A 26,700-nucleotide genomic window follows, 5' to 3' on the forward strand; every position below is an offset into this window, starting at 1 on the left:
GCTTCTTGAACCCATTGGCAACATCCCACCAGCCGAGGCCGAACAACTCTACTACGCTGCCCTCGACACTTTAGAATTGGCCGCGTAACTTAAACCAATGAGCCTCCGGCAAAGCCGGGGCGGTTCAATACCCTGTATCTTCTGACGCTTGGCTTCATCACGCATCAGCCGTGCGTCACGTAACGAAACCAACGGATATGCACCAAAGGTCAAAAGCTGCTCTTTCCCAAGGTGATAATATTTATACCTCCAGATACGAGAGCCATTGCGCTTGATGAGAAGGTAAAGCCCCTCTCCATCAAAAACCTTTTGGTCCCTGTCGGTAGGTTTGAGACCACGAATCGCAATGTCCGTTAATGCCATGTGCCAATTTCCTGCCCATACCCCTACCCGCACCCCTAAAAATGAGCGGATTGAGGCGAACTAAAGCGAACTAAGGCGAACCACCCCAGCCTTTGAAAGGCATAACTTACTAAATTTTCTGATTTTTTTCAAGCCACGGCGAACCGTTGCGTGCCTTGCGATGGTGACCCCTGAGGGACTCGAACCCCCGACCTCTGCTTTAGGAAAGCCTTGCTCTATCCGGCTGAGCTAAGGGGCCACTTCAGTCGGTCCTAGCACAGGCCGCGCGGGCTTGAGAAGCCTTTGAACGTCCGGCACGCAAATTTCCGGGGACATATGCACCCCCGATTACTGACTCGACTCTCCGCACGACTCATCTCATAAAGTTAGCATAGCGATATGGTTAAGGCCGTTGCCACATACCATATATGGTATAGAACGAATCAGGCATCTGACGATGTCACTGATTCGGTCATGATTCGTTTCCCTGCTGTTCAGGGTGAACGCGACCTTGCGTTAACCTTCGCAAATCCCCATCTCCCGGCCTCATTTCCGCCTTCCCAAAGCCTCCGTGCGTGGGTTTCTTTCTGATCGCCTATTTGAATCCGAAAACCGTTGCACAGTTTTCGGAATAGGCTCTAAAACAGTGCCGTGCCCGATCTTTCGCATCCCCCTTCCGATCTGTTCGCCCGCGAAGAACGCGACCACCGCCTCGTTGCGGTGCTGGGACCCACCAATACCGGCAAGACCCACTACGCGCTTGAACGCATGATGGCACACGGCACCGGCATGATCGGCCTGCCCCTGCGCTTGCTGGCGCGCGAAATCTACGACCGGGTGGTCAAGGAAAAGGGCGTCAACGCCGTCGCCCTGATCACCGGCGAAGAAAAGATCATTCCTCGCCTGCCTGCCTATTTCATCTGCACGGTCGAGGCCATGCCGCTGGAGCGCCGCGTCGATTTTCTCGCCGTCGACGAAATCCAGCTCTGTGCCGATACTGAACGCGGGCACGTCTTTACCGACCGGTTGCTGCACGCGCGCGGCTATCAGGAAACCCTGTTCATGGGGGCCAAGACCTTTGCGCCCTTGTTCCGATCTCTGTTTCCGCACGCCGAAATCCTGTTCCGCGAGCGCCTGTCGCAGCTTAAATACGCCGGGCCGAAGAAGCTGACACGCCTGCCGCCGCGCACGGCCATCGTCGCCTTTTCGACCGAGCAGGTCTATGCCATCGCCGAGCTGATCCGCCGTCAGCGCGGCGGCGCGGCGGTGGTCATGGGCTCCTTGAGTCCCAAGACGCGCAACGCTCAGGTCGACCTTTTCCAGCGCGGCGAGGTCGATTTTCTGGTGGCTACCGATGCCATCGGCATGGGCCTGAACATGGATATCGACCATGTCGCGTTCGCAGGCCTCTCGAAGTTCGACGGCAAACGCACCCGCCCCCTCACCGCGCAGGAAGCCGCGCAGATCGCCGGTCGTGCCGGGCGATTCAAGAAAGAAGGCACGTTTGGGGTCACCGGCGATGCACCGGAAATGGACGAGGATCTGGTCGAGGCCATCGAGCACCACCGCTTCCTCAGCCTGACCGCCGCGCAGTGGCGGAACCACAAACTCGACTTTTCCTCGCTGGATCATCTGCTGAAAAGCCTGACCGCGCCGTCGCCCCTGCCCGCCCTGCATCTGGCCAAGGAGGCGCTGGACGAAAAGGCGCTGCGCCATCTGTCGCAGGACGAGGACATCGCGCTCAAGGCCCGCAACCCGGTATCTTTGCGCATCCTGTGGGAAGTCTGCCAGTTGCCGGACTTCCGTAAGGTGTCGCTGGACGAGCATCTGAAGATGGTCAGCTTCCTGTTCTGGTCGCGGATGCGGCCGGACGGCTTCGTGCAGGCGGACTGGTTCGATGAGCAACTGAGCCACCTCGACCGGCTTGAGGGCGATATCGATACCCTGTCCGGGCGGTTGTCGGGCGTGCGTACCCTGTCCTATATCGCCAACCGCACTAACTGGCTGAAAAACGCCGACCACTGGCGCGGGGCGACGCGCGACCTTGAGGCGCGCCTGTCAGACAAGCTGCACGAAGCCCTGATGAAGCGCTTCGTCGATCAGCGGACCAGCGCCCTGCTCAAGGCGCTCAACGCTTTCGAAACACCGAAGCCCGAGGTCACGGCGGCGGGCGAGGTCATCCTCGAAGGTCACACGGTCGGGCATTTGCGCGGCCTGAATTTCGTGCAGTCGTCCGGTGAAACCCTTGTCGAGGACAAGGCCCTGCGTCAGGCGGCCCATCGCGCGGTGACGCCGATCCTCAAGGACCGTCTGAATGAACTCAGTCAGGCACCGACAAAAACGCTGAGGCTGCACGGCGCGAATATATTGTGGCGGGGCGAGGTTGTCGGCCAGATCGAGCCATCGGACTACTTTAATCCAAAGGTTCGGCTGGAGTGTCAGACCGACCATGCCGCCTTGCAACAGCGCGTGGCCAAACGTCTGGTCGATTTCGTACGCCAGCAGGCCTTGCAGCAGTTGAAGCCCCTGCATCGCGTCTATCAGGCGTCCCGCGACGAGTCCCTGCCCGCCGCCGTGCGCGCCGTCGCCTATCAGCTCTATGAAAATGGCGGCATAGTCCTGCGCAGGGACGACAAACTAACGCCGGAGGAGCGCAAGGCGCTCCGCGATCTGGGCGTGCAGGCCAACCGCTTCGTGTGGACCCTGCCGCGCCTGCCGCATCACCTGATGCAAGCTTTCGGTGGCGCCCGCGATCATCCGCAACGGGCGCTTAGCCTGAAAGGTCTGGTGGCGGTGGCCGACCATAAGCCGGTGAAGTTGAAAACGCTGGCAGCCATCGACAAGGCTCTCTCGGAGTGCCAGTTTCACAAGGGCGCGGTCTATCTTAAACCCGACGCTCTAAAAGACATTGCCAATGACCGCCTGATGCAGGCGCTGGGCTTTGCCAAGACCGGGACGCACAGCTTCGGCGAAGGCGACGAACGGACCGGCTGGCGAACCAAATCCGCCGCCGCACCCAAAAAAGCAAAGCCGGAACCGGCCTACGTCAATCCATATTCGCCGTTCGCCGTCCTGCGCGCAAAGTGATTTGACAAAGTTTGCCATGAATTGCACGCTTCGTTGAAACGAAGGAGCGCACTATGGCCACGATGAACATTTCTTTGCCCGAACAGATGAAGGCCTGGGCCGAAGCGCAGGCCGAAACGGGTCGTTACAGCAATACCAGCGATTATGTGCGCGACCTGATCCGTCGGGATCAGGAGCGCTGGGAAAAAACAGCTGAACTTCAGAGCATTGTTGACCGCAGTCTGGCCAGCGGGATCAGCACGAAATCCATCAGCGAAATATGGGACGAAGCCAAAAAACGCTTTGAGCAAAGCGCCGCTCAATGAGTTACTGCCTTACCGAAACCGCTCGTGACGACATCGACAGACTTCTGTTCGACGGGATGACCCGTTTCGGTCTGCGCCAAGCCGAATCTTACTATCGTAATTTGGTTGAGCGGTTTGAGTTTCTTTCAAACAATCCACGGGCAGCGCCTGAACGAAAGGACGTTGAACCGCATGTTCACGTCCATCCTTTCGTCTCCCATGTTATCATCTACAAGATAGACGGTGATGACATAGTCATACTGAGCATTCGCAATGCTCGCGAAAACTGGCACGATCTGAACTGGTTATTATAACCCCAAAAACGACAGCATCAGGAACGCGCAGAACAACACAAAATGCGTCGTGCCTTCGATGGCGTTGGTCTGGCCGTCGTTGAGGTTTATGGCCGCGACCAGAAGCGTCAGGGCCGTCATGATGCTTTGCGCGGGCGTCAGGGCCATATGGATCTGCTGATTGTTGAATAGCGCCAGAAGCTCGATCACCGGCACGGTCAGGACCACGGTCGACAGCGATGCCCCCAGCGCGATATTGATCACGGGCTGCATCCGGTTGGCGAGCGCCGCGCGCATCGCCGTCAGGATTTCAGGGCTGGCCGAAATGGTCGCCACCGTCAGGGCCGAGAAAATCGGCGGGATGCCCGAGCCTTCAAGCCCGACATCCAGCGTCTTCGACATGACCTCGGCCAGCAAGCCGATCAGGATCAGTCCCGCTACCAGAATGATCGCCGAATGCGCTGTCTTGCCACCGTGGACGTGGCCTTCCTCGCCCGACGCCGCATAGGTATAGGAAAAGAAGTAGCTGTGCTTCGTCGTCTGGAGACGCAGGAACATGGCATACAGGAAGATCATGATGCCGATGGAGAACATCGAATAGACCTTCCAGTGGGCGACCGGCACGAACTCCGGCACCAGCATGGATACGCCCATTCCGGTCATGATCATGACGATATAGGTCTTGCCCGAGGCGTCGTTGTAGGGCTGCTCGCCGTGCTTGAGACCGCCCATGATGGCCGCGATGCCGATGATGCCGTTCATATCCAGCATTACCGCCGAATAGATGGTGTCGCGCGCCAGCGTCGGATTGTGCGCGTTCGATAGCATGATGGCCAGGATCACCACCTCGACCAGCACCGCCGAAAGAGTCAGGATCATGGTGCCGTAGGGCTCACCCACCTTTTCGGCGAGAATTTCTGCGTGGTGCGCTACCCGCAACGAGGCCATGATGATCACCGCGATCAGGGCCAGCGCCGCGATCAACGACACGGTTTGCCCCGCATGGATGATCGAATGCTCAAGCCACATGGCCACGACCGCGACGATCAGCGCGATCAGCAGGAAGGTTTCTTTCTTAAGCGCGGCCCACATGACGAATCCTCAACACCTCAAACTTGCAATCGGTTCCACGACTGCGGTATCGCGCCGCAAGAATCAATCTTTTTCGAGCTCGCTTTTGCATCCTTGTTTGATTTGACAATCCGGCGGCACCTTACATTATCGCCGCATGACCGAACCTGTTGAAACCTGTCGCATCGATGTCTGGTTATGGCGGGCGCGCTTTTTCAAGACCCGCGCCCTGTCGGCAAAATTCATCGAAGGCGGCACAATCCGACAGGACCGTTTCGGTCAGACGACGCGCCTGTCAAAACCCGGCCACGCCATCCGCCCCGGCGACCGCCTGATCTTCGCCGTGGGGGCCCGGCTGATCGACATCCGCATCCTCGATACCGGCGAGCGTCGCGGTCCGGCCAGCGAGGCCCAGACCCTTTATGAGCGGCTAGACGCCCCTACCGATTAGTCGCCGCAAGAACCGCGCCAAATCTCGCGAATGTCTTGCAGTCGCAAAGCCATGGCCCAGCTTAGTAAAATCCATGGCGCGGTTTAGTAAAAATCGAGCCCTGCCGAGGCCTTAAGCCTTGACACTGTGACGTGCAAAAGTCATGACGCCACTGTCCGGCGTATCGACTTTGCACCGGCGTCGCACCGTCTTTGTCCATCCCCCGGGGATGGGCCCTATTAAGGCCTCAAGAGTTCCGATGACCTATATCGTCACTGACCCCTGCGTGAAATGCAAGTTCATGGATTGCGTCGAAGTCTGTCCGGTGGACTGCTTCTACGAAGGCGAGAACTTCCTCGTCATCAATCCGGACGAATGCATCGACTGCGGCGTGTGCGAGCCGGAATGCCCCGTGGACGCCATCAAGCCGGACACCGAGGACGAGCCCGACGGCAAGTGGCTTGAGGTCAACTCGCAATATTCGCGCGTCTGGCCGAACATTTCGGTCAAGGGCACGCCGCCCGCCGATCGTGAAGAGTTCGAGCGCGAAACCGGCAAGTTTGAGAAGTACTTCTCGGAAAAGCCCGGCGACGGCAAGTAAGATCACGGGAACGCCATGCCGGTTCCCGATTCTCCCATCGACGCCCTGAACACGGCCCTCTACGGGCTCGATTACGCCGCCGTGGCTGTTTTCGGCGCGTCCGGCGCCATTGCCGCGGCAAGGGCCAAGCAGGACATCATTACCTTCGGTTTTTTCGCCGCCATCACCGGTGTCGGTGGCGGCACGCTGCGCGACGTCCTGATCGGTGCGCCGGTCTTCTGGGTACAGCGCCCCAGTTATATCATCATCTGTTTACTGGCGGCAGTGGCGGTCTGGGGACTTGCCCCGAAGAACGCCTCACCTCATCCCGACGGCAAGCCCGGCAAACGCCTGATGGCCATGATGTGGCTCGACGCACTGGGCATGGCCGCCTATGCGGTCGTCGGTGCAGCCAAGGCGCTTAATCTGGGGGTTGCGCCGTTTTCGGCCATCGTCATGGGGGTGCTGACGGCCGCCTTCGGCGGCGTCATTCGCGACGTTCTGGCCGGAGCACCGAATCTGCTGCTACGGCGCGACATCTATATTACCGCCGCGCTTCTGGGGGCGTGCGTGTTTGTCGGACTGCACCTGCTGGGCTTCAGCTTCTGGCCGGCAGGCCTGAGCGGATTCGCCGCCGCCTTTGCGCTGAGGGCCGCCGCGATTCACTGGTCGCTGTCCCTGCCCGCGTTCGGTTCGACCCGCCAATAGGCCACTCCATATGAAAAATTTATTTTCAGCGCCATCTCGCCCGACGACGCGCTGACGCTTCGCACCTTAATCACTATACTTTCATCCACAGAGTTTTTTGCCGATAACCGCTCCTACCGCAGGGTTAGAGTCGGCGTTGCCTAGGGATAGAGGCCTCCCATGGGCCGTTAACCCTCTTTTTACGCTTGGCTTATCTCGTTCCTGACGCCCCCAAGTTGTCCGTGTGAGTTTTCGCAGGACTCTATGCTTATATTTCAAAGTTTATGATCCCGCCCTCCGAACGGATTGCTTTATATACCGTCGTCGGACAGCGGTATCGTGGTAAATGCGCCTGTGACGGATACATGAAGTCCGCACCCTTTATTTTTGCGTATTTTTGTGATACACAGGACAGGTTCGATACGAGGACGCACCGACGTGACGTACCCCGCATCATCTTTCTTCACCTAAACGCCATGCGGGCGACCCCGCGCCGTGGCGTCTTCGACAAAGGTCGGATGACAGGCTTGTCTTAGCAGTATTCAATCCCGAAACAGACGGTGCGCTTCGCTTACGCGGGACATCGTTTTTTTGTGTGCGTGTGTACCCTCCTGGCTCTCCCCAGTCGCCGGGCCTACGGTCTCGACACGCTGAATACTACTGAGACGGACTGATATTCGCCCTCCTTACCAAGCGAGAGGACCGCAATGTCGACTTTAGCAGCAGAACTCGATTTCAACGTGGGCGACAAGGTCGTTTATCCGGCGCACGGCGTGGGCCAGGTGGCCGCCGTCGAAAGCCAGGAAGTGGCTGGTTACACCCTCGAAGTGTACGTCGTGACCTTCGACCACGAAAAAATGACCCTGCGCGTCCCGACCAAGAAAGCCAAGACCGCCGGCCTGCGCCATCTGGCCGCCGAAGCCGTCATGTCGCAGGCACTGGTGACCCTCAAGGGTCGCGCGCGCATCAAGCGCACCATGTGGTCGCGCCGCGCTCAGGAGTACGAAGCGAAGATCAACTCCGGCGACCTCGTCTCGATCGCCGAAGTGGTCCGCGACCTGCACCGCGCCGAAAACCAGCCGGAACAGTCCTATTCGGAGCGTCAGCTCTATGAATCGGCCCTGGACCGCATGGCCCGCGAAGTCGCCGCGATCGAAAAGATCGACCGCGACGCCGCCGTTGCCATCCTGAACAAGTCGCTGCAAAAAGCCGCCGCTTAAGTTTCTGTAGAACGAACAAAAAAGCCCCCGGAGACATCCGGGGGCTTTTTTGCTTTTAAGCCAGCGTCCGCACCTTCGGCTCGCGCGCCCAGTAGCGCTTTTTCGCTGCGTCGATGAAGTCGTCGATCAGCACCACACCCTCGTCATGCACCACCCCGGCCTTTTCGAGCAGCGGATGGGTTTCCGGGGTGTGGCCGATGGCCTTCAGGTGGCCGTAAGCGTTCATGATCCATTCGATCGTCGCGCCTTCGTTCATATGCCGCTTCACGCCTGCCTCCGACAGCAGCAGGAACACCGCGTCGAAGATCTGCGACGGCGTGCCCAGAAGCTGCCCATCGGCATCGGTCAGCGAGCCGTCCGACAGCGGGATATTGTGCAGCCGGACGCCGACCACAACCGGTTTGGCGCCCGCCGCCACGATATCGGCCTTGAGCCTGTCCAGCAGCCCCGCATCGGTTTCCTTGCAGATCAGGATGCCGACCGTGCGGCCTTCCAGCGTGTCTTTCATATTACGGTGGATGCTGAGCGCGGGGGACGGCTCAAGCTCTACCACCGCCCGCGCTGCCTCAGCTTTTGCGGGCAGTTCGATCCCCAGCCCTTCGGCGACGCGCTTAGCCAGACCTTCGTCGACATTACGTAGATTGGCAACCATCCGGCCCGGCACCTGCGCCAAGCCGACCTTCGACAGTTCGAACACAAAGGACGAGGCGATATGGGCCTGCTCCACCTCCGTCTGCGACACCCAGAACAGGCGCGCCTGCGAATAGTGGTCGGCGAAGAGTTCCGGACGAACACGCAGCTTGTCGCCCTGCTCGTCGCGGTCGTCGCGTCCGGGCGCAGTCCTGAACCCCGTCATTGGACATTCGCGCGGCCCGCCTTCTTCGCCGTGCGCCGCCAGGCTATTGGGCTCGTAATTGGCGCGGCCCTTGGGGACGTTCATCTGCATAAGGCCGTCGCGCTGGAAGTTCATCACCGGGCATTTCGGCGCATTAATCGGGATCTGGTGGAAATTGGCCGTCCCCAGCCGCGACTTCTGCGTATCGAGATAGGAGAACAGCCGCCCTTGCAGCAGCGGATCGTTGGTAAAGTCGATCCCGTCGACGATATTGGCCGGGCAATAGGCGACCTGTTCGGTCTCGGCGAAGAAGTTGTCCGGATTGCGGTCCAGCACCATCCGCCCGACAAGCTTCACCGGCACCAGTTCTTCGGGGATGATCTTGGTCGGGTCGAGTACGTCGTACGGCAGGCCGTCGGCCAGGTCCTGATCGAACAGTTGCAGGCCCAGCTCCCATTCCGGGAAGACGCCGGTGTCGATGGCCTCATAAAGATCGCGGCGGTGATAGTCGTTATCGGCGGCCTGAAGCTTCACCGCCTCATCCCACACTGTCGATTGCAGGCCGAGCTTCGGCTTCCAGTGGAACTTGACGAAGGTCGACTTTCCCTCAGCATTGATCAGCCGGAAGGTATGGATGCCGAAGCCTTCCATGGTGCGAAGACTGCGCGGGATCGTCCGGTCGGACATGGCCCACATCAGCATGTGTGTCGTTTCGGACATCAGCGACGCCCAGTCCCAGAAGGTGTCGTGTGCCGATCCGGCCTGCGGATAGCCCGAATTGGCTTCCATCTTCACGGCGTGGACCAGATCGGGGAACTTCATGGCATCCTGAATGAAGAAGATCGGGATATTGTTGCCGACCAGATCCCAGTTGCCTTCCTTGGTATAGAATTTCACCGCGAAGCCGCGCACGTCGCGGGGCGTGTCTACGCTGCCCGCGCCACCAGCGACGGTCGAAAAGCGCACGAAGACGGGGGTGCGCTCGCCCTTGCGCTGGAACAGGTCAGCGCGAGTGATGTCCGACAGCGACTCATAAAGCTCGAAATAGCCGTGCGCCGCCGAACCGCGCGCGTGGACGATTCGCTCCGGGATACGCTCGTGATCGAAATGGAATATCTTTTCGCGCAGAACGAAGTCTTCGAGCAGGGTCGGGCCGCGCGCCCCGGCCTTAAGGCTGTTCTGATTATCCGAAACGCGAATCCCCTGATTGGTCGTCAGGTGCCCGTCGGGCGTATGCGGGCCGGAATGATGGATTTGCTGATGGGTTTCGCCACCTGCCCCTGTCTTGGTATCGAATTTTGCCTTATCGTCCATGGTCTGTCGCCTCGGTGAAGTGGTTATGACCCGCCGCCGGGTGCAGCTTTCCGTCCTGCGCGATAAAGAATCACTGCGGTTTCATTTTTCCGTACCGGGACAGGCCGCACCGGGCTTTTCCCCTTGACGGCCCGACAGGCTTTGCCTATAGAACGCCCCTCTTAAGGCCGCAGTCCGCTGTGAGCCGTTGTCATTTTGTTTCTAGCCAAGGTGGATCCTATGTCGCGTCGTTGCGAACTCACCGGTGTCGGCCCGATGGTCGGCCACTCCGTGAGCCACTCAAACATCAAGACGAAGCGTCGCTTCCTGCCCTCGCTTCGTGAAACCGCGCTTCAATCCGAAGCCCTGAACCAGTCGTTCCGTCTGAAGATCAGCAATGCCGCTCTGCGCACGCTGGACTTCAAGGGCGGCCTCGACGCCTTCCTCGTCAAGGCTGACGACGCCGAGCTGTCGCTCCGCGCCCGTCGCCTGAAGAAGCAGATCAAGGCGAAGCTGGCTGAGAAAGCCGCGGCTTAAGATTTGGCTTTGAGCCGAACACGTAAAAAGGCCTCGAAGGTTCGCCTTCGGGGCCTTTTTATTATTTGTAGTCAAAGACTAGTAACCGCGTCGGATCATTGTCGCCGATGGGATCGCTGATCAGATATAGGCTGTAGCCTCCTCCGGGCTTGCGGACCGCCGAGACGCCTTCGTAATTGTCGTTAGGCATCGGCGGCTTGACTTCGAGAATCGTATCGACCAGCGTCAGGCGCGTGCCCTCAAGTTTCAAAAGCCGCAGCACGGTGCGTGCGCCGCTCCACGGCGTATAGTAGCGGTAAAGCGCCAAAATCTGATCCGGTTTGTCCACGTCCAGCGGCGCAATTGATACCAGCGCATAGCCGAACCCCGGCGTCGTCGGACCCACCAGCGTCGTGCATTTATAATCCTCCAGCCGGCAACGCCAGAAGCCGCCGGCCTCGGCCCCCAGAATCAGCGAGGTCTCACCGGGGAACTCCCGCACGAAGGTCACCGCCTCAAGCCCCTGATTGCCCGGCAATAGCGGCAAACCGTCCAGCGGCAGCCGTTCACCCTTGCCGCTCAAACCACCCGTCTCGGTGCTGTAAAGCAGCACACGGGCGTCGCCCTCGAACGAGACGTAATGATCGCCCGTCATCGGATCGAGCGCCATGTCTTCCGAATCGGACAGGGTCTTGTTGCCGAAGGGCTTGCCGTCCGCGCCTTTGAGCGCGTCGATGCTCAGGGGCCCGGCGCGTCCATTGGCAGGCATGATCATCCGCACATGGTCGCCGTAATCGCTGACGGCGTCGATCATAAGGCCATCCTTGCCCGGCGTCACGATCAGGTCCGACAGGCCCATCAGGCGCGACGTGCCCTGCCCCTTGGCCTCGTAACCGCCGACATAGCGTGCCTTCATGGACGGCGCGGCAACCTTGGGCAAAGGCGTAAAGGTGACGCTCGTCCCACCTTGGTAAGGGACAGGATTGGCGATGGCGGCGGTTACGATACCGAGCGTAAGAAAAGCTATCAGGCGCATGATATCTCCGACAAACCCCCTCTCCCTGCGGGGAGAGGGTTGGGGTGAGGGGGAAATGTTGAAGCTGAGCGCGCGGTTGACAGTTCCCCCTCACCTGCCCTGCGGGCATCCTCTCCCTCAGGGAGAGGAAAAACCGCTTACCGCCGTCCCGGCCCTGCCGTCTTTTCGTCGAACAGCTCGGCCAGCTTTTCGATCAGCGCCCCGCCCAGATGCTCGGCGTCGATCAGGGTCAGCGCCCGGCGATACCAGCGCGTCACGTCGTGCCCGATGCCGATGGCGGCCAGTTCGACCCGGCCCGAGCCCTCGATTTCGGCGATCACCTTACGCAGGTGGTTTTCCAGATAATGCCCCGTATTGACGCTCAGGGTCGAGTCGTCGACCGGCGCGCCATCGGAAATGACCATCAGAATCTTGCGCGACTCGCTGCGCGCCAACAGGCGTCCATAGGCCCATTGCAGGGCTTCGCCGTCGATATTTTCCTTGAGCAACCCCTCGCGCATCATCAGGCCGAGGTTCTTGTTGGCCCGGCGCCACGGATTGTCGGCGGCCTTGTAGATGATATGGCGCAGGTCGTTGAGCCGCCCCGGCGCCGCGGGCTTGCCTTCACGCACCCACTGCTCGCGCGATTGCCCGCCCTTCCACGCCTTGGTAGTAAAGCCCAAAATCTCGACCTTGACCCCGCAACGCTCCAGAGTCCGCGCCAGCACGTCGGCGCAGATTGCCGCGACCATGATCGGCCGCCCGCGCATCGACCCCGAATTGTCGAGCAGAAGCGTTACCACCGTGTCGCGGAACTCGGTGTCCTTTTCCTGCTTGAACGACAGGGGCGCCGAGGGGTCGATGATGACCCGCGTCAGCTTCGAGGCGTCAAGCACGCCCTCTTCGAGGTCGAAACTCCACGAGCGCGACTGCTGCGCCATCAGGCGGCGCTGCAAGCGGTTGGCCAGACGTGACACGACGTTCGACAGATTGGCTAGTTGCTGATTGAGGAACCCGCGCAGGCGCTCCAGCTCCTCAGGGTCGCATAAATCCTCGGCGGCGATCACCTCGTCGAAGGCCCGCGTGAAAACGTCGTAATCCTTGCGCTCACCCTTTTGCGGCGGCATCTGCTGCTGGCTCGCCTCGGCGGCCTCGCCGTCCACGACCTCGTCGGCGGAACCGTCCGCCAGAGACTGAGGATCGCCCGACATCTGGGTATAGTCGTCTTCGCCCTGCTGGGACTGATCGTCGCCGCCGGTCGGCTGCTCCTCGGTTTCGGGCTGAGACTCCCCCTCATCGTCCGAGTCGTCCTCGGCATCCGGTTCCGGCTCGCTGCCCTCGGCCTGCTCATCGTCGCCCTGGTCGTTCTTTTCTTCCTCGGCAGCGTCCTGAGAATCATCGGTCAGGTCGAGCGCGCGCAGCACCTCGCGCGCCTTCTGCGTAAAGGCCTTCTGGTCGTGGATCAGCTCGCCAAGTTCGCTCAGGCTCTGGCCGGTCTTGTCCTCGATTTCTTCGCGCAGCAGGTTGACTACGCGCTGCACGGGCTCCGGCACCGGATCGCCGATCAGCACTTCGCGTGCGATCAGGCCCAGTATGTCGCCCAGATTGAGGTCGTTGCGGTCTTCCTTGCGCGCAATGCCGCTGCGGTCGAGATCGGCCTCCAGCGCCGCGCGCAGGTTCTTGCGCACCCCGCCCATGGCGCGCGAGCCCACGGCTTCTAAGCGTACTTCTTCGAGGATATCGAAGGCTTCGGCACTGACGGTTTCGATGGGTCGAGCGCGCGAATGGACAATATTGTCGTGGTGCGCGACCTTGAGCGCCAGCCGGTCAGCCTGACCGCGCACGGTCGCCGATTGCCGCGCATTGAGGTCGCGCGGCGGATTGGGCAGGATCAGTTTCTGACCGTCATAACGCGGCCCGTCCGGCCCGAAGACGACTTCGAGTTCGGGATTTTCCGCCAGAGCGCGCGTCGAATGGATCAGCGCCTTGCGGAAGGGATCGGACAGAACGGTAACGGGTTTGGCCATTGTATCCTTCATCAAACCACCTCACCCGCAGGAGAGGGCTGGGCGCGGGCCTGCGAGGCTGAGGGGGAAAGTTCCGGTGTTAGGAAGCCCCCTCACCCGTCAGCTTCGCTGCCTCCCTCTCCCCAAAGGGGCGAGGGAAGTTCTATATAACCTTCACCTTCAGCGCGCTTTCCTTCACATCCGCACCGAAGCTACGCTGATAGAACTCCGCCAGCGTCGGGCGCTCCAGCTCATCGCACTTGTTGAGGAAGGTCAGGCGGAAGGCCAGTTCGGTGTCGTTGCCGAAGATCAGCGTGTTCTGCGCCCAGGTGATCACCGTCCGCGGCGACATGATCGTCGAGATATCGCCATTGGCAAAGGCCGAACGCGTCAGGTCGGCGACGCGCACCATGGCGTCGATCAAAGCGCGACGTTCCGGCGTGTCGAATTCCGGCAGCTTGGCCAGAACGATGCCCACCTCGGCCTCATGGCTGAGATAGTTGAGCGTCGTCACGATCGACCAGCGGTCCATCTGGCCCTGATTGATCTGCTGGGTGCCGTGATAAAGCCCCGTCGTGTCCCCCAGACCGATGGTGTTGGTCGTCGAAAACAGACGGAAATATTTATTCGGGCGGATGACCTTGTTCTGATCCAGCAGGGTCAGACGCCCCTGCGCTTCCAGCACGCGCTGGATGACGAACATCACGTCCGGACGCCCGGCGTCGTACTCGTCGAAGACCAGCGCCACGGGGCGTTGCAGCGACCACGGCAGGATGCCTTCCTTGAATTCGGTGACCTGCTGACCGTCCTTGAGCACGATGGCGTCCTTACCGATCAGGTCGATCCGCGAGACGTGGCTGTCGAGGTTGACGCGGACCAGCGGCCAGTTCAGGCGCGCGGCGATCTGCTCGATGTGGGTGGATTTGCCGGTGCCGTGGAAGCCCTGCACCATGACGCGGCGGTCATAGGCAAAGCCGGCGCAGATGGCGATGGTCGTTTGCGGATCGAATTTGTACGACTCGTCGATTTCGGGGACGTGTTCGTCGCGCGTCGAGAACGCCGGGACCTGCATATCCGAATCGACGCCAAATACGTCGCGGAGCGAGACCATCTTGTCCGGCGCAAAGCCCAGCAAGGGATCATTCAGGGTTTCAGGCGTGATGAGGGACATGATCGGCGGTCTTCCGGAAACAAACAATATAGTCGATTTTCAGCTAAGACCTCAGGCCTCAAGACACAACACCTAATGTCGGATTTCAGGCACTTTTTTGGCTGGCATGCCGAATTGCCTCTCTTATGCCAAACATATAGATTTATCGCCAATAACGGGGCGCGCGGATGAAGAACGACAGGTTTATTAATTATGCTATCTGGGGATTAATAGGGTGTGGCTACGCTTTTGCCACCCTGTTTCTTAAAACAAATGCCGAAGCCCTAGGTTGGCATACCATCCCGGTCAAACTCAAAAGTGAGTTGCCGTTTATCATCGTAATCCTATCGATTCCGCTGCTCATAGTCGCTTTTATAAAGCCGAAACGCCTTTGGTTTGCCGCTCCGTTGCTTGTATTAGCCGCATGGTTAACCGTGGAGCATATGACAAAGGCTGAATGCGGTGGGACGAATGACGACATTTGCGTTGTCGCCTACTAATCCCGGTCCGGGTGCTGATAGCTGATCAGCTTGTCAAGGAACGGCGCGGCGTCGATATCCTCCAGCGTCGTGCGCTCCGGTAGGGTGCGCAGACCGTCGACCCACGGCAACTTGCCCTCGGTACCGAACTGGATGACCGGGGCGATATCGCTGGGGTCGTCAAAGGCGGCGATGGACACCGCCACACCGTCGGGCGCTTCGTAGGTCAGGGGCGTGCCGCAGTCGGGGCAGAAGCCGCGCTGAACCAGATTAGAACTCTGGAAGCGTTTCGGCGCAGCTTTGGTCCAGATGAGCGTGGCTTCACGGGCGCTGACCAGCGGCGCGAAGACATTGCCATAGGCCTTCTGACACATGCGGCAATGACAGATCGAGGCGTGGCCAAGCTCGCCTTCGACACGGAAACGGACGGCTCCGCACTGGCATCCACCGGTTCTTGTGGCTGGCATTTCCCCCTCACCCGGCCCTTTGGGCCACCCTCTCCCTCAGGGAGAGGGGATTTTACGCCAAGCCCATCTTTTTCAAGACCTTGTAGGCTTTAATGACCCGTTGCAGCTTCTCTTCCGCCGAGCGGTCGCCGCCGTTATTATCCGGGTGGCAGCGCTTGAGCAGTTCCGTATAGGCGGCACGCACCACCTCGGGCGCCGCACCGGCCTCAAGGTCGAGATCGGCATAGGCGCCGCGTTCGATCTTGCCGTACTGACGCTGAACCGGCTCGCTGCCGGGCTTTTGCGGCGCGGCACCGGCGCCGAAGACGCTATGCGGGTCGTACATGCCCGCACCTTTGGTACGACCGGCGGTAAAGGCGGCGGCTTCTCGGCTGGCGGCCGAGGCGCGGAAAGCCCAGGTCGGACGGCCGCCGGTCATGGTCGCTTCGCGGTGCGACTTGGCCTCGCCTTCGCTCATCCCGGCGAAGAAGTTCCAGCTCTTGTTGTACTCGCCCGCATGGGCCTGACAGAAGTTATAGTATTCGTTCATCATTTCGCGCGATTTCGGCGCGCGCGCGGTGGCGGCCTTATGGCATTCCGGCCATTCGCAGCGAATCTGACCCGGCTTGAGCGACAGGACATCGTCCTCCGGACGCTTGCCATCCACTTCGCCTTCCTTCGGCGGGCGGATACGCATATCCAGACCAAATTTCGGTTTGTACTTATAACCTTCGCTCATAATGCCGAACGCAGCCCTTTAACTTTATACAGTGGTCCCATATAGGTCTCTGGAAGAGAACTATAAAGCCCCTTCGAGGTTAAATTATGGGTAAAACCAGTGACCGAATGATGGTCAAACTCACCGAGGCCTTATCGCCTGCACGCCTTGAAATACAGGACGACAGCGACAAGCATAAAGGTCATTCGGGCGCGCGTGAAGGGGGCGAAAGTCACTTTTCGCTCACGATCGTTTCCGAAGCGTTCGAAGGCCTCAACCGCGTGGCGCGTCAGCGGCTGGTCAATGCCGCCCTACGTGAAGAACTGGCCGGACCGGTCCATGCGCTGAGCATGACCACCCTCACCCCGGCGGAAGACACCCGAATCTGACACAAAAAGACCTCCGGCATTCGATGCCGGAGGTCTTTTTGTGTTTCGCGAAGACAGATATGCTTACAGCTTTTCGGTCTCCTCAAGGCAGTAACCTATATAGAAGACGCGCACATCTTCCGGCAGGCCCTGCACCGAATTGATGTCGTCGGTCAGCGGCTTGGTGATATAGGCATCCGACGTGACGCTGTTCTTTTCGGCTGCCTTGGCGATCCAGGCGACCGCGATGGTTTTCAGCAGTTCGACCTTCTTGGCCTTGTCCGGCCCTTCAGCCAGATTGCTCGAATTGACGAAGGCCAGGCCCATCACCCCGGCGCAGACCTCATACATTTCTTTCGAATTCTCGACCGGTTTGGTCTTGGCCCGCATTTTGGTGAGGTCGAGTGCCGAGGCCTGACCGGCGGCCAGAAGCGCGGCAGTAGCCGTAACGCTGATGATGATTTTCCTGAACATGACGGTGAAGCCCCTATGAATTTTGCCAAAAACCCTTGGATGTTCAGAGGCTAACCGATCGGGACGAACCGCACAAGCACTTCGCGTAACATGACTATATTTGTAATCCCGCGGTCCAGGCACGGACCAGAAACGCGGACGCCAGACGCGAACCGGATGCGTTGATCGAATGGGTCAGGCCATCGAGGATGTGGGCCTCGACCATGAGCCCCGCATCCGAAAGTCTGTGCGCGGCCCCTTCGGTCTCATTGTACGGAATGACATCGTCGTCACGCCCGTGGATCAGCAAAACCGGCGTGGGGGATGGCGTCAGCGGATCGGGCGTCGATAAACGTCCGGAAAACGCGACCACCGCCGCCACCGGCCAGCGCCCCGTCGCGATCGCATCCAGCGCCATGATCGAGCCCTGCGAAAAGCCGACCAGCGCCACCTGCGCCGGATCGTCGATGCCGTGTTTCGCCATGAGCGTCGTGATCGTTGCATCGAACGCCGGACGCGCCGCAGCCACACGCGCCGCCCGGTTTTCTGCCGTGACGCCCTTGACCGAGAACCACTGATGACCCGACACATGCGGCGACATATCGAAAGGTTCCGGCCCGTCCGGCGCTTCGAACACCGCATCCGGCAAAGTCTGCGCCCAATGTCGCGCCAAACCGATCAGGGCGGCACCTTCGGAACCCACCCCATGCAGAAAGATAACCAAGGTTTTCATTGCACACACACCATCGCTTTTCCCCCCTAAACCGTATAGACCGGCCACAGGCCGTTGCCAAAGCCTGTTTGTCGAGCAAAGCGCATGAATTTCAGCACGTTAAACGTCAAAACGTTTTTTCAGGACCGGACAACCGTCTTCCTCAGCGCTGTTCTGTGCTGTCTTTTGTGGGGTAGCGCCTTTCCGGCGATCAAGGTCGGCTATCAGCTTTTGTCGATCACCCGGGATCAAGTGCCGTCGCAACTGCTGTTCGCGGGCTGGCGCTTCGTCATTGCGGGACTGTTGTTACTGATCTTCGCGCAACTGACCGGACGTCCGGTATTTCGCCTGACGCGGCAACAGGCGTTCGATATCACCGTGCTGGGCCTTATCCAGACCGCCATTCAGTACGTCTTTTTTTACATAGGGCTGGCCCATGCCACCGGGGTGAAGTCGTCGATCATGAACGCCACCGGTGCGTTTTTCAGCGTCGTGCTGGCGCACGTCCTCTACCGTAACGACCGCCTGACGCCGCTGCGGACCTTAGGCTGTCTGATCGGTTTTGCCGGGGTGATGGTGGTCAATTTCAAGCCCGGCGCACTCGATATGGAGTTTTCGTTGCTGGGCGAAGGCTTCGTCGTCATCGCCGCCTTTATTCTGTCGGCGGCGTCGATCTACGGCAAGAAACTGTCGCAGACGGTCGACGCCGTGGTCATGACCGGCTGGCAACTGGGGATAGGTGGCGCGATTCTGGCTATAACGGGCGCAGGCTTCGGCGGTCATATGGACGGCATGGGCCTGCCCGCGATGGGCCTGCTGGTCTATATGGGGATATTGTCCGCCGTCGCCTTCTGTCTGTGGGGTATATTGCTCAAATACAACCCCGTCGGCCTTGTGGCGGCGTTTCAGTTCCTGATCCCGGTCTTCGGCGTGACCCTGTCGGCGCTGTTCCTGGGCGAAAGTATCTGGGCCTGGAAAAACGCCTTGTCGCTGGTGCTGGTCTGCGCCGGGATCTGGCTGGTGACGCGGTCGAAACCGGCGTGACTATTTGCTGAACCGCTGAACCATGCCTTCGGTGCGTTCAAGGCACTGCTGCACGTAGAAGGTCCGCGTATCGCTTTCGAGCGCCCCGAAATCGGCAACATCCTTCATCAGATAGGTTTCCATATAGGCCTTCATCTCGATGCCCTTGTTCTTGCCGGCCATGAAGGCCCACAGGGCACCGATCTTCAGAACGCCTTCGGCGCGCTCCTTGTCTTCGGCCGTCTGGGCAGACGACTGCGCCAGTTGCCCCAGCCACAGGGTCGTGGCGCTGCATACCGCGTATTCCTCCGTCGAATTGACCGGCGGCATGACCTTGTTCTTGAGCGCGGCGGTATCCAGTGCCAGAACAGGACCACTAAGGGCCGTCAGAGCGGCGGCAAGCATGACGATACGCATGGGCGTCTCCTAAGATATGATATTACCGACAGGTAGCATATGAAAGCCTCATCGGTTCCATTACAAACCCTGAGACCAGAAACGAAACTGCTCCATCGCGCCGTCAAGATCGGCCTCATTGACCCCCGCCCCCACCATGATCACGTGCGTCAACGGTGCAAATACCGCAATGGCTAGTACGACCACGACGATCAATACCAATGTGGACACCAGAGGTTTCTGCGACAACCGCCGAATACGATGATGCCAGCGCCCGGTCAGATAAGGCTCTATCGCCATATAACCATCCAGTCCCGGTATAGGCGTAATATTGATAAAGAAAGCGATCAGATTGAAAAAACCCAGCAAACCGATTGCCTGACGAAGAGGTGCCACGAAGGGACCGCCGATGCTTAACAGGGCATAGAGGGCAAACAGCGAGATCGACACTGCCAGCGTCGTACATGGACCGGCCAGAGCGACAATCGTCTGGGAGCGCGAACCTTTCAGAGCATTGAGATCGATCCTGACCGCGGCGCCCGGCAGGGGAATGCCGCCGAGGACCAGAATCACCAGGGGCAGGAAAAAACTCATCCGCTTTGATATGTAGCGCAGCGGATCGAGCGTCAGATATCCCCTGATCCGGGTCATATAGTCGCCTTCGCGGAAGGCCGACACAGCATGTGCATATTCATGCAGACAAACGCCGACGATCCATCCCACGACAACAAATCCGAAGGTCAATGGCCCCGCCGCGATGAAAGCCGGCGACGCGGGATTCGTCAGATACAACACAGGCAATACCGCCAGTCCGCAGGCAAAAAAGCCCCACAGGCCTAGCAACCACCAGAATCGAAAATGAACCTTCACCTTCCCCCCAATTGAAAAGGCGGACAGTCGCCTGCCCGCCTTTCCGGTTTAATGCCTCAAATCAACCGCTTCAAGCCGCCTTGGCTTCCTTTTTGCCGAACCGGCCATAGAAGGTCTCACCCTTGGTCGCCATGTCGCGCAGCAATTGCGGCGGCGTGAAGCGGTCGCCGTGTTTGGCCGCCAACGCGTCCAGTTCCTCGACGAATTTCGCCGCGCCGATGGCGTCGATCAGCGACACGATCCCGCCCGACCACGGCGCGAAGCCCCAGCCGAGGATCGAGCCGACATCGGCTTCGCGCGGATCGGTGATGACACCCTCCTCGAAGCAGCGCGCCGCCGTTACCGCCTGAATGTAGAGCAGACGCTTCTTGATCTCTTCGACCAGTTCCGGCTCAGCCTCAGCGGTCGTCACAGTGAACTTGTCGCTCAGGCCCGACCACAGGCTCTTGTTGCCACCCGCTTCGGGGTAGTCGTAGAAACCCTTGCCGTTCTTGCGGCCCAGACGCCCGTCGGCGACCATATCGGCCACCTCCTTCTCGCCGGGGATGGGCACATAGGCGTCGCCCATGGCTTTCGCCGTTTCCGACGTGATCTTGACCAGCAGATCGAGCGCCACATCGTCCATCATCTCCAGCGGCCCGCGCGGCATACCGGTCATGCGCCCGACATTGTCGATCAGCGCCGGGGCATAGCCTTCGGACCACAGATGCAGGCCTTCGGCGGTGAACGGAATGAAGCAGCGGTTGGCGAAGAAGAAGCGCGAATCGTTGACCACGATCGGCGTCTTCTTGATCTTCAGTACGTAATCCATCGCCTTGGCCAGAGTCGCATCCGACGTCTTATCCGTCGTGATGATCTCGACCAGCAGCATCTTGTCGACCGGCGAGAAAAAGTGGATGCCGATGAAGTTTTCCGGCTTGCCCGACGCCTTGCCCAGCAGCGAAATCGGAATGGTCGAGGTGTTGGAGCCGAAGATGGCGGTGTCGGCCTTGTCGCCTGCATAGAGTTTGGCCTCGGCGTCCTTGGTGACCGTGGCTTTCAGTTCGGCGTTTTCGAACACCGCTTCGATGACGAGGTCTGAGCCCGTGATTTGACCGTAATCCGGCGTCGGCACAATCAGGTCGAGGATGCCCTGCCCCTTTTCCGGCGTCATCTTGCCGCGCGACACGGCCTTCTTGATCAGGCCTTCGCAGTGCGCCTTGCCCTTGTCGGCAGCGGCCTGATCGCGGTCGATCAGGATAACCCTGATACCGGCCAGAGCCGAGACATAGGCGATACCCGCGCCCATCATCCCGGCGCCCAGCACCGCGACCTGCTGCGGATCGGTTTTCGGCTGACCCGCCGGACGACCGCCGCCCTTGCCAAGCGCCTGCATATTGAAGAAGAAGGTGCGGATCATCGCCTTGGCCTGCGGCGTTTGCAGGGTGTTGACGAAGTAACGGCTCTCGACGCGGATGGCCGTATCGAACGGCAGTTGCAGGCCCTCATAGACCGCGCGCATCAGGTTTACCACCGCCGGGTAATTGCCGTAAGATTGCTTGCGCAGCAAGGCGTTACCCATGATGAAGACCTGAGACCCCGCCGGATGATAGGGGCCACCGCCGGGGATTTTGTAGTCCTTCTTGTCCCACAGGGCGACGGCGTCACCTTTAGTCTTGATCCAGGTTTTCGCGGCCTCGACTTCTTGGCCGACCGGCACGACTTCATGGACGATACCGGCTTGCAGGGCCTCCTTCGGCTTGAAGCTCTTGCCTTCTGACATAGCCATCAACGCGGCCTGAGCGCCGATCAGGCGCGGCAGGCGCTGCGAGCCACCACCGCCGGGGAACAGGCCTATCTTGATTTCGGGCAGGCCGACCTGAGTCTTCGGGCCGTCGTTCAACACGCGGTAATGACAGGCCAGCGACAGCTCCAGACCACCGCCCAGCGCCAGACCGTTGATGGCCACCGCCACCGGCTTGCCGCAGGTTTCCAACTGACGATAGACACGATTCATCTCGAATGCCGCAGTAAAGCCCGCCTTAAGCGCGCCTTCCGGATCGTTAGGGTCCGATTTGGCTTCCCACGCTCCGCCCAGCATTTCTTCGAGGTCGGCACCGGCGCAGAAGCCGGTTGTCTTGCCCGAGGTGATAACCACGCCCTTGACCTCGACGTCGGTTTTGGCGCGTTCGGCGATAGCCGACAGGTCAGCGAGCGCCGACTTGGTGAAGGTATTCATCGACTTGCCCGGCACATCGAAAGTGGCCAGCAGGATGCCATCGGCGTCGAGTTCGGTTTTGAAGTTTTCCATTTTGTTTCTCCCTCGACCTTTCTTAAATCCGCTCGATAACCGTGGCCGTGGCCATGCCGCCGCCGACGCACAGCGTCACCAGCGCGGTCTGCTTGCCGGTGCGCTCAAGCTCGTCCAGCACCGTGCCGAGGATCATGGCACCCGTTGCGCCGAGCGGGTGGCCCATGGCGATGGCGCCGCCGCAGACATTGATCTTGTCATGCGGGATATCGAGGGTCTGCATGTAACGCAGAACGACTGAAGCGAAAGCTTCGTTCAGTTCGTAAAGGTCGATGTCCGACACGCTCATACCGAGACGTTTGAGCAACTTTTCGGTGACATAAGACGGCCCAGTCAGCATGATCGAGGGCTCCGAGCCGATCGATGCCATGCCCTTGATGCGGGCGCGGGGCTTGAGGCCTGTTTTCGCCGCCGACCCCGCCGAACCGATCAGCACTGCCGCCGAGCCATCGACGATGGCCGAAGAATTGCCGGGGGTATGGACGTGGTTGATGCGCTCCAGCTCCGGATAGCGCTGATTGATCACCGCATCGAAGGCCATTTCGCCCATCATGGCGAACGACGGATTGAGCCCGCCAAGGGTCTGCATGTCGGTATTCGGGCGGATGGTTTCGTCGCGATCCAGAAGCGTCACGCCCATCTGGTCCTTTACGGCCAGCACGGATTTGGCGAAGCGCTGGTCGGCCCAGCTTTGCGCCGAACGTTTGTGGCTTTCCACCGCATAGGCATCGACGTCATCGCGCGAAAAGCCCCACTTGGTGGCAATGGTATCCGCCGAGACGCCCTGCGGCACGAAATAGGACGGAAACGCGGCATTGACGTCGATAGCCCAGGCCCCGCCGTCCGAGCCCATCGGGATGCGGCTCATCGATTCGACGCCGCCACCGATGGCCATCTCGGCCTCGCCGGAAATGACCTTGGCCGCCGCCATGTTAATGGCTTCGAGGCCCGACGCGCAGAAACGGTTGATCTGTACGCCGCCGGTCGTCTGAGCATAACCCGCCGCCAGCACCGCCGCGCGGGCGATATCGCCGCCCTGTTCGCCGACCGGCGTCACGCAGCCGAATACCACGTCGTCGACCAGCGACGTATCGAGATTGTTGCGGTCTTTCAACCCTTTCAGCACCTGCCGCGACAGCTCCAGCGCCGTCACTTCGTGCAGTTTGCCGTCCTTCTTGCCCTTGCCGCGCGGCGTGCGCACCGCGTCATAAATATAAGCTCCCGGCGCCAGATCTGGCATGGACATCCTCCTGAGAATAATTTTTGCTGTCGCACATCCGGTCCAAAAACCGCCTCACACCTTTTAGGATGCGCTTTGGTGCCATTAGTTGCGCGCTCTTTACGCAAACGTCAAGATAGACGTAAGGTAACATTCCCGAGACTTTTTATTATCTCATTGAAAGAAATATGAATTATTTCCATTTAAAGCCCAGCAGCGTACGCAATTGCGCCACGTCCTTAATTATCATACAAACTTGACCCCTTGCGAGCTTTCCTATAGTCGGACAAAAAAGGCCAACCGTACAAAAACAAGGGAACGCTTAATGTCCAGTCCGCTCGATACCATCCTCCGCCGTACCCCGCCGGGCGCGGCTCTGGGCGAAGGCCTGTTATGGTCGCGCCGCGACGCCTGCGTCTATTGGGTCGATATTCTCGGCAACAAGCTGCATGCTTATTATCTGGCCGATGGATCGTCGAAGACCTGGTATTTTCCCGAGCATATCGGTTGGGTCATCGAGCGCCAGCAGGGCGGCTTCATCGCGGGCCTGATGAGCGGTTTTTACGAACTGCGCCTCGATCCGTTCATCCTGAAACACATCGCCAACCCCTTCCCGCATGAGCCCGGCAACCGCCTCAACGACGCCAAGGCCGACGATCAGGGCCGCATTTGGGCCGGTTCGATGCACAAACCGCAAACGCAGAAGTCCGGCGCGCTGTACCGCCTCGATACCGACCTGACACACCGCGAAATCGACGGCCCCTATCAGGTCGCCAATGGCCCCACCTTCTCACCCGATCACTCGAAAATCTATCATACGGACTCAGGCGAAAACGACGTCTTCGTCTTCGATATCGAGGGCGGCGAAGCCGTCAACAAGCGCCTGTTCGTCCACTTCCCCGACGAATGGGGTTCGCCCGACGGCATGACTACCGACGCGCAGGGCGGCATCTGGATCGCCCATTGGGGCGGCGGCAAGGTTAGCCGCTTCCGTCCCGATGCCTCGCTCGACTTCTCGGTCGAACTCCCCGCAAAGCAAATCACCAATATCTGTTTCGCAGGCGATAAGCTCGACCGTGTCTTCGTGACCTCGGCTGCCGTCGATCAGCCCGCCGATCGTGAAGCAGGGACTTTGTTTGAAATCCCAAGTGAACTCCTGCGCGGCCATACCGGCCTTGAACCGCAGAAGTTTGGGGGGTAGGAACGCCCATGCCTTCTCCCCGTAACGGGGAGAAGGTGGCGCAAAGACGAACGTCTTTGGGCCGGATGAGGGGCTTCCCCCTCTGACTTTTGCCCCTCACCCCAGCCCTCTCCCCGTAAACGGGGCGAGGGGGCAAACGGAGCCTCGCCCATGACCACACCTTCGCTGATCGCCGCCGACTGGGGCACCACCAATTTCCGCCTGTTCCTCTACGACGAAGCGGGCAAGGTCATTGCGCGCCACGCCGCCAATATCGGCCTGAAGAACCTTGGCGTCCTGACCTTCGAACAGGCGCTGCTCAGCGTCCTGAAAGACGAGTTCGCCGGTCTGGAACACCTGCCTTTCCTGCTGTCGGGCATGGTTGGCTCGCGTCAGGGCTGGGTCGAAGCGCCCTATGCCGCCTGCCCAGCCGATCTCCAGACCCTCGTTGACGGCCTTGTCCGCGCCCCGTCGGAAAAGCTCGACGTCTCCATCGTCCCCGGCCTGTTCGCCGAAAGCCCCGGCACGGGCCTTCTCAACGTCATGCGCGGTGAGGAAACCCAGATTTTCGGACTGTTGAAAAGCGATCCGACCGACGGTTTCATGGTCCTGCCGGGTACGCACTCCAAATGGGCCCTGATCCGCGACGGTCAGGTGCAGTCCTTCTCGACGCACATGACCGGTGAAATGTTCCAGGTCCTCAAGGCGCATTCGATCCTCGGCGTGCTTATGGAAAACAGCACTGACAATGAGGAGGCCTTCCTCAAAGGTATCGAGCGCGGCATGTACAACCGCGCCTTCCTGTCGGTCATCTTCTCGGTCCGCACCGAAGCCCTGTTCAACAATATCGCGCCCGCGCACCTGTCGGCCTATCTGTCGGGCATCCTGATCGGCTCGGAAATCATCGCCGAGCTGGAGCGCCACGGCCCCTCGCCCGTGCGCCTGGTCGGCGACGGCGCACTGGTCGATCTCTACGAAAAGGCCCTCGCCTTTGCCGGCTTCAAGGACGTGACGCGCTTCGACGGCAATGCCGCCTCCGAGGCCGGCCTGTGGGCCATCCATAAACTGCGCACCGCGCAATAAGGAACTACGACATGACTCTCATCGAACAATGGCGGGATATCCTGAAAACCCTGCCGCTCGTCGCCATCCTGCGTGGCCTGACGCCCGAAGAGGCCCTGCCGGTCGGTGACGCCCTGATCGACGCCGGGTTCAAGATCGTCGAGGTGCCGCTCAATTCGCCGCAGCCATTCGACTCGATCGCCAAGCTGGCGACGCATCTGGGCTCGAAGGCCATCGTCGGCGCGGGCACGGTGCTCAAGCTCGACGACGTGCAGAAGCTGAAGGACGTCGGCGGTCAGATTTGTATCTCGCCCAACACCAATGTCGAGGTCATCCGCTACGCCAAGGCGCTGGGCCTGATCTCCTTCCCGGCCTTTTTCACCGCGACCGAAGCGTTTCAGGCCATCGACGCCGGGGCCGACGCGCTGAAACTGTTCCCTGCCGAACTGGCCGGCACCAAGGGCCTCAAGGCGCTGAAAGCCGTCCTGCCGCGCACCCTGCCGGTCTTCCCGGTCGGCGGTGTCGAGCCCGGCAATATGAAGGAATTCCTCGACGCGGGCGCCGCCGGTTTCGGCATCGGTTCCAGCGTCTATAAGCCCGGCGACACGCCCGAAATCGTCCACGCCAAGGCCACGGCCTTCGTCGAAGGCTGGAAAGCATTGCGGGGGTAATAAA

Annotated in this window: 28 protein-coding genes and 1 tRNA gene; 14 read left to right on the forward strand and 15 right to left on the reverse strand. The window is 60.1% G+C overall.

Going from position 1 to position 26,700, the window contains the following annotated elements:
- Positions 1-51: 51 nt before the first annotated feature.
- Both PQU92_RS02985 and PQU92_RS02990 read right to left on the reverse strand, forming a co-directional pair.
- A complete protein-coding gene (locus PQU92_RS02985) occupies positions 52-363 on the reverse strand; it encodes an Arm DNA-binding domain-containing protein (RefSeq protein ID WP_272746736.1) in 312 nt (103 codons plus the stop codon).
- A gap of 161 nt (positions 364-524) precedes the next feature.
- A tRNA-Arg gene (locus PQU92_RS02990) sits at positions 525-601 on the reverse strand.
- Positions 602-993: 392 nt separating this feature from the next.
- On the opposite strand from PQU92_RS02990, the gene PQU92_RS02995 reads away from it, so the two are divergent.
- From PQU92_RS02995 to PQU92_RS03005, 3 genes are read left to right on the forward strand one after another with little or no spacing between them, the layout of a single operon-like run.
- On the forward strand, positions 994-3,429 hold the full coding sequence (locus tag PQU92_RS02995) for a helicase-related protein (protein WP_272746737.1): 2,436 nt from the start codon (positions 994-996) through the stop codon (positions 3,427-3,429).
- Between the two features lie 53 nt (positions 3,430-3,482).
- Positions 3,483-3,734, forward strand: coding sequence for a type II toxin-antitoxin system ParD family antitoxin (locus PQU92_RS03000; RefSeq protein ID WP_272746738.1), 252 nt, complete (start codon positions 3,483-3,485; stop codon positions 3,732-3,734).
- Positions 3,731-4,027, forward strand: coding sequence for a type II toxin-antitoxin system RelE/ParE family toxin (locus tag PQU92_RS03005; RefSeq protein WP_272746739.1), 297 nt, complete (start codon positions 3,731-3,733; stop codon positions 4,025-4,027). Before PQU92_RS03000 ends, PQU92_RS03005 begins: the two co-directional genes overlap by 4 nt.
- Here the strand turns inward: PQU92_RS03005 and PQU92_RS03010 are convergent.
- Positions 4,022-5,098, reverse strand: coding sequence for a calcium:cation antiporter (locus PQU92_RS03010; protein WP_272746740.1), 1,077 nt, complete (start codon positions 5,096-5,098; stop codon positions 4,022-4,024). The genes PQU92_RS03005 and PQU92_RS03010 overlap by 6 nt on opposite strands.
- A gap of 136 nt (positions 5,099-5,234) precedes the next feature.
- Between PQU92_RS03010 and PQU92_RS03015 the strand changes: the two genes are divergently transcribed.
- From PQU92_RS03015 to PQU92_RS03030, 4 genes are all read left to right on the forward strand, one after another.
- The gene (locus PQU92_RS03015; RefSeq protein ID WP_272746741.1) at positions 5,235-5,528 is read left to right on the forward strand and encodes an RNA-binding S4 domain-containing protein; all 294 of its coding nucleotides are present in this window, start codon (positions 5,235-5,237) and stop codon (positions 5,526-5,528) included.
- Between the two features lie 238 nt (positions 5,529-5,766).
- Complete coding sequence (fdxA, locus tag PQU92_RS03020; protein WP_272746742.1) at positions 5,767-6,108, forward strand: ferredoxin FdxA; 342 nt, start codon at positions 5,767-5,769, stop codon at positions 6,106-6,108.
- Positions 6,109-6,123: 15 nt separating this feature from the next.
- The gene (locus PQU92_RS03025; RefSeq protein WP_272746743.1) at positions 6,124-6,795 is read left to right on the forward strand and encodes a trimeric intracellular cation channel family protein; all 672 of its coding nucleotides are present in this window, start codon (positions 6,124-6,126) and stop codon (positions 6,793-6,795) included.
- A 686-nt stretch (positions 6,796-7,481) separates the two neighbouring features.
- The gene (locus PQU92_RS03030; RefSeq protein ID WP_023461325.1) at positions 7,482-7,994 is read left to right on the forward strand and encodes a CarD family transcriptional regulator; all 513 of its coding nucleotides are present in this window, start codon (positions 7,482-7,484) and stop codon (positions 7,992-7,994) included.
- A gap of 55 nt (positions 7,995-8,049) precedes the next feature.
- Here PQU92_RS03030 and PQU92_RS03035 read toward each other — a convergent pair whose 3' ends face one another.
- Positions 8,050-10,143 carry a catalase gene (locus PQU92_RS03035; protein WP_272746744.1) on the reverse strand — a complete coding sequence of 698 codons (2,094 nt, stop codon included), beginning with the start codon at positions 10,141-10,143 and terminating at the stop codon, positions 8,050-8,052.
- Between the two features lie 219 nt (positions 10,144-10,362).
- Between PQU92_RS03035 and rpmB the strand changes: the two genes are divergently transcribed.
- A complete protein-coding gene (gene rpmB / locus PQU92_RS03040; protein WP_272746745.1) occupies positions 10,363-10,659 on the forward strand; it encodes a 50S ribosomal protein L28 in 297 nt (98 codons plus the stop codon).
- 61 nt (positions 10,660-10,720) lie between these two features.
- On the opposite strand, the gene PQU92_RS03045 is transcribed toward rpmB, so the two are convergent.
- From PQU92_RS03045 to cobS, 3 genes are all read right to left on the reverse strand, one after another.
- Positions 10,721-11,674 carry an esterase-like activity of phytase family protein gene (locus PQU92_RS03045; protein WP_272746746.1) on the reverse strand — a complete coding sequence of 318 codons (954 nt, stop codon included), beginning with the start codon at positions 11,672-11,674 and terminating at the stop codon, positions 10,721-10,723.
- A gap of 137 nt (positions 11,675-11,811) precedes the next feature.
- Positions 11,812-13,680, reverse strand: a complete 1,869-nt coding sequence (gene cobT / locus PQU92_RS03050) for a cobaltochelatase subunit CobT (RefSeq protein ID WP_272747066.1) — start codon at positions 13,678-13,680, stop codon at positions 11,812-11,814.
- Positions 13,681-13,822: 142 nt separating this feature from the next.
- Positions 13,823-14,830 (reverse strand): cobaltochelatase subunit CobS, encoded by a 1,008-nt coding sequence (cobS, locus tag PQU92_RS03055; protein WP_272746747.1) that lies wholly within the window; start codon positions 14,828-14,830, stop codon positions 13,823-13,825.
- Between the two features lie 167 nt (positions 14,831-14,997).
- On the opposite strand from cobS, the gene PQU92_RS03060 reads away from it, so the two are divergent.
- Positions 14,998-15,309: a hypothetical protein gene (locus PQU92_RS03060; RefSeq protein WP_272746748.1), complete on the forward strand. Its 312-nt coding sequence runs from the start codon at positions 14,998-15,000 to the stop codon at positions 15,307-15,309.
- On the opposite strand, the gene PQU92_RS03065 is transcribed toward PQU92_RS03060, so the two are convergent.
- A complete protein-coding gene (locus PQU92_RS03065; RefSeq protein WP_272746749.1) occupies positions 15,306-15,755 on the reverse strand; it encodes a GFA family protein in 450 nt (149 codons plus the stop codon). The genes PQU92_RS03060 and PQU92_RS03065 overlap by 4 nt on opposite strands.
- Positions 15,756-15,807: 52 nt before the next feature.
- Complete coding sequence (locus tag PQU92_RS03070) at positions 15,808-16,473, reverse strand: J domain-containing protein (protein ID WP_272746750.1); 666 nt, start codon at positions 16,471-16,473, stop codon at positions 15,808-15,810.
- Positions 16,474-16,559: 86 nt separating this feature from the next.
- Here PQU92_RS03070 and PQU92_RS03075 point away from each other — a divergent pair, with 86 nt between their 5' ends.
- Positions 16,560-16,841, forward strand: a complete 282-nt coding sequence (locus tag PQU92_RS03075; protein WP_272746751.1) for a BolA family protein — start codon at positions 16,560-16,562, stop codon at positions 16,839-16,841.
- A gap of 63 nt (positions 16,842-16,904) precedes the next feature.
- Here PQU92_RS03075 and PQU92_RS03080 read toward each other — a convergent pair whose 3' ends face one another.
- Positions 16,905-17,294: a hypothetical protein gene (locus tag PQU92_RS03080; protein WP_272746752.1), complete on the reverse strand. Its 390-nt coding sequence runs from the start codon at positions 17,292-17,294 to the stop codon at positions 16,905-16,907.
- 94 nt (positions 17,295-17,388) lie between these two features.
- Positions 17,389-18,006 carry an alpha/beta hydrolase gene (locus PQU92_RS03085; protein WP_272746753.1) on the reverse strand — a complete coding sequence of 206 codons (618 nt, stop codon included), beginning with the start codon at positions 18,004-18,006 and terminating at the stop codon, positions 17,389-17,391.
- Positions 18,007-18,090: 84 nt separating this feature from the next.
- On the opposite strand from PQU92_RS03085, the gene PQU92_RS03090 reads away from it, so the two are divergent.
- Positions 18,091-19,029: a DMT family transporter gene (locus PQU92_RS03090; RefSeq protein ID WP_272746754.1), complete on the forward strand. Its 939-nt coding sequence runs from the start codon at positions 18,091-18,093 to the stop codon at positions 19,027-19,029.
- Here the strand turns inward: PQU92_RS03090 and PQU92_RS03095 are convergent, their stop codons facing one another.
- The 4 genes from PQU92_RS03095 to PQU92_RS03110 form a co-directional block, all read right to left on the reverse strand.
- Positions 19,030-19,425: a hypothetical protein gene (locus PQU92_RS03095; RefSeq protein ID WP_272746755.1), complete on the reverse strand. Its 396-nt coding sequence runs from the start codon at positions 19,423-19,425 to the stop codon at positions 19,030-19,032.
- Between the two features lie 60 nt (positions 19,426-19,485).
- A complete protein-coding gene (locus PQU92_RS03100; RefSeq protein WP_272746756.1) occupies positions 19,486-20,274 on the reverse strand; it encodes a site-2 protease family protein in 789 nt (262 codons plus the stop codon).
- A gap of 70 nt (positions 20,275-20,344) precedes the next feature.
- Positions 20,345-22,564: a 3-hydroxyacyl-CoA dehydrogenase NAD-binding domain-containing protein gene (locus PQU92_RS03105; RefSeq protein WP_272746757.1), complete on the reverse strand. Its 2,220-nt coding sequence runs from the start codon at positions 22,562-22,564 to the stop codon at positions 20,345-20,347.
- Between the two features lie 22 nt (positions 22,565-22,586).
- On the reverse strand, positions 22,587-23,804 hold the full coding sequence (locus PQU92_RS03110; RefSeq protein ID WP_272746758.1) for an acetyl-CoA C-acetyltransferase: 1,218 nt from the start codon (positions 23,802-23,804) through the stop codon (positions 22,587-22,589).
- A gap of 304 nt (positions 23,805-24,108) precedes the next feature.
- Here PQU92_RS03110 and PQU92_RS03115 point away from each other — a divergent pair, with 304 nt between their 5' ends.
- The 3 genes from PQU92_RS03115 (at position 24,109) to PQU92_RS03125 (ending at position 26,696) form a co-directional block, all read left to right on the forward strand.
- Positions 24,109-24,984, forward strand: a complete 876-nt coding sequence (locus tag PQU92_RS03115; protein WP_272746759.1) for an SMP-30/gluconolactonase/LRE family protein — start codon at positions 24,109-24,111, stop codon at positions 24,982-24,984.
- Positions 24,985-25,134: 150 nt separating this feature from the next.
- Positions 25,135-26,046: a 2-dehydro-3-deoxygalactonokinase gene (locus PQU92_RS03120; RefSeq protein WP_272746760.1), complete on the forward strand. Its 912-nt coding sequence runs from the start codon at positions 25,135-25,137 to the stop codon at positions 26,044-26,046.
- 11 nt (positions 26,047-26,057) lie between these two features.
- Positions 26,058-26,696: a 2-dehydro-3-deoxy-6-phosphogalactonate aldolase gene (locus tag PQU92_RS03125; RefSeq protein WP_272746761.1), complete on the forward strand. Its 639-nt coding sequence runs from the start codon at positions 26,058-26,060 to the stop codon at positions 26,694-26,696.
- Positions 26,697-26,700 lie beyond the last annotated feature (4 nt).

This window comes from Asticcacaulis aquaticus, assembly GCF_028550415.1.
In the GTDB taxonomy this organism is placed as follows: Bacteria; Pseudomonadota; Alphaproteobacteria; order Caulobacterales; family Caulobacteraceae; genus Asticcacaulis; species Asticcacaulis aquaticus.

Excerpts from the sequence above, each read along its gene's own strand:
- rpmB (WP_272746745.1), top strand. The coding sequence starts at position 10,363 with ATGTCGCGTCGTTGCGAACTCACCGGTGTCGGCCCGATGGTCGGCCAC.
- PQU92_RS03085 (WP_272746753.1), bottom strand. The coding sequence starts at position 18,006 with ATGAAAACCTTGGTTATCTTTCTGCATGGGGTGGGTTCCGAAGGTGCC.
- PQU92_RS03060 (WP_272746748.1), top strand. The coding sequence starts at position 14,998 with ATGAAGAACGACAGGTTTATTAATTATGCTATCTGGGGATTAATAGGG.
- PQU92_RS03015 (WP_272746741.1), top strand. The coding sequence starts at position 5,235 with ATGACCGAACCTGTTGAAACCTGTCGCATCGATGTCTGGTTATGGCGG.
- PQU92_RS03120 (WP_272746760.1), top strand. The coding sequence starts at position 25,135 with ATGACCACACCTTCGCTGATCGCCGCCGACTGGGGCACCACCAATTTC.
- PQU92_RS03045 (WP_272746746.1), bottom strand. The coding sequence starts at position 11,674 with ATGCGCCTGATAGCTTTTCTTACGCTCGGTATCGTAACCGCCGCCATC.
- PQU92_RS03110 (WP_272746758.1), bottom strand. The coding sequence starts at position 23,804 with ATGCCAGATCTGGCGCCGGGAGCTTATATTTATGACGCGGTGCGCACG.
- PQU92_RS03105 (WP_272746757.1), bottom strand. The coding sequence starts at position 22,564 with ATGGAAAACTTCAAAACCGAACTCGACGCCGATGGCATCCTGCTGGCC.
- PQU92_RS03005 (WP_272746739.1), top strand. The coding sequence starts at position 3,731 with ATGAGTTACTGCCTTACCGAAACCGCTCGTGACGACATCGACAGACTT.
- PQU92_RS03125 (WP_272746761.1), top strand. The coding sequence starts at position 26,058 with ATGACTCTCATCGAACAATGGCGGGATATCCTGAAAACCCTGCCGCTC.
- PQU92_RS03030 (WP_023461325.1), top strand. The coding sequence starts at position 7,482 with ATGTCGACTTTAGCAGCAGAACTCGATTTCAACGTGGGCGACAAGGTC.
- PQU92_RS03000 (WP_272746738.1), top strand. The coding sequence starts at position 3,483 with ATGGCCACGATGAACATTTCTTTGCCCGAACAGATGAAGGCCTGGGCC.
- PQU92_RS03025 (WP_272746743.1), top strand. The coding sequence starts at position 6,124 with ATGCCGGTTCCCGATTCTCCCATCGACGCCCTGAACACGGCCCTCTAC.
- PQU92_RS03095 (WP_272746755.1), bottom strand. The coding sequence starts at position 19,425 with ATGCGTATCGTCATGCTTGCCGCCGCTCTGACGGCCCTTAGTGGTCCT.
- PQU92_RS03070 (WP_272746750.1), bottom strand. The coding sequence starts at position 16,473 with ATGAGCGAAGGTTATAAGTACAAACCGAAATTTGGTCTGGATATGCGT.
- PQU92_RS02985 (WP_272746736.1), bottom strand. The coding sequence starts at position 363 with ATGGCATTAACGGACATTGCGATTCGTGGTCTCAAACCTACCGACAGG.
- PQU92_RS03075 (WP_272746751.1), top strand. The coding sequence starts at position 16,560 with ATGGGTAAAACCAGTGACCGAATGATGGTCAAACTCACCGAGGCCTTA.
- PQU92_RS03090 (WP_272746754.1), top strand. The coding sequence starts at position 18,091 with ATGAATTTCAGCACGTTAAACGTCAAAACGTTTTTTCAGGACCGGACA.
- cobS (WP_272746747.1), bottom strand. The coding sequence starts at position 14,830 with ATGTCCCTCATCACGCCTGAAACCCTGAATGATCCCTTGCTGGGCTTT.
- PQU92_RS03115 (WP_272746759.1), top strand. The coding sequence starts at position 24,109 with ATGTCCAGTCCGCTCGATACCATCCTCCGCCGTACCCCGCCGGGCGCG.
- PQU92_RS03080 (WP_272746752.1), bottom strand. The coding sequence starts at position 17,294 with ATGTTCAGGAAAATCATCATCAGCGTTACGGCTACTGCCGCGCTTCTG.
- cobT (WP_272747066.1), bottom strand. The coding sequence starts at position 13,680 with ATGGCCAAACCCGTTACCGTTCTGTCCGATCCCTTCCGCAAGGCGCTG.
- fdxA (WP_272746742.1), top strand. The coding sequence starts at position 5,767 with ATGACCTATATCGTCACTGACCCCTGCGTGAAATGCAAGTTCATGGAT.
- PQU92_RS03065 (WP_272746749.1), bottom strand. The coding sequence starts at position 15,755 with ATGCCAGCCACAAGAACCGGTGGATGCCAGTGCGGAGCCGTCCGTTTC.
- PQU92_RS03010 (WP_272746740.1), bottom strand. The coding sequence starts at position 5,098 with ATGTGGGCCGCGCTTAAGAAAGAAACCTTCCTGCTGATCGCGCTGATC.
- PQU92_RS03035 (WP_272746744.1), bottom strand. The coding sequence starts at position 10,143 with ATGGACGATAAGGCAAAATTCGATACCAAGACAGGGGCAGGTGGCGAA.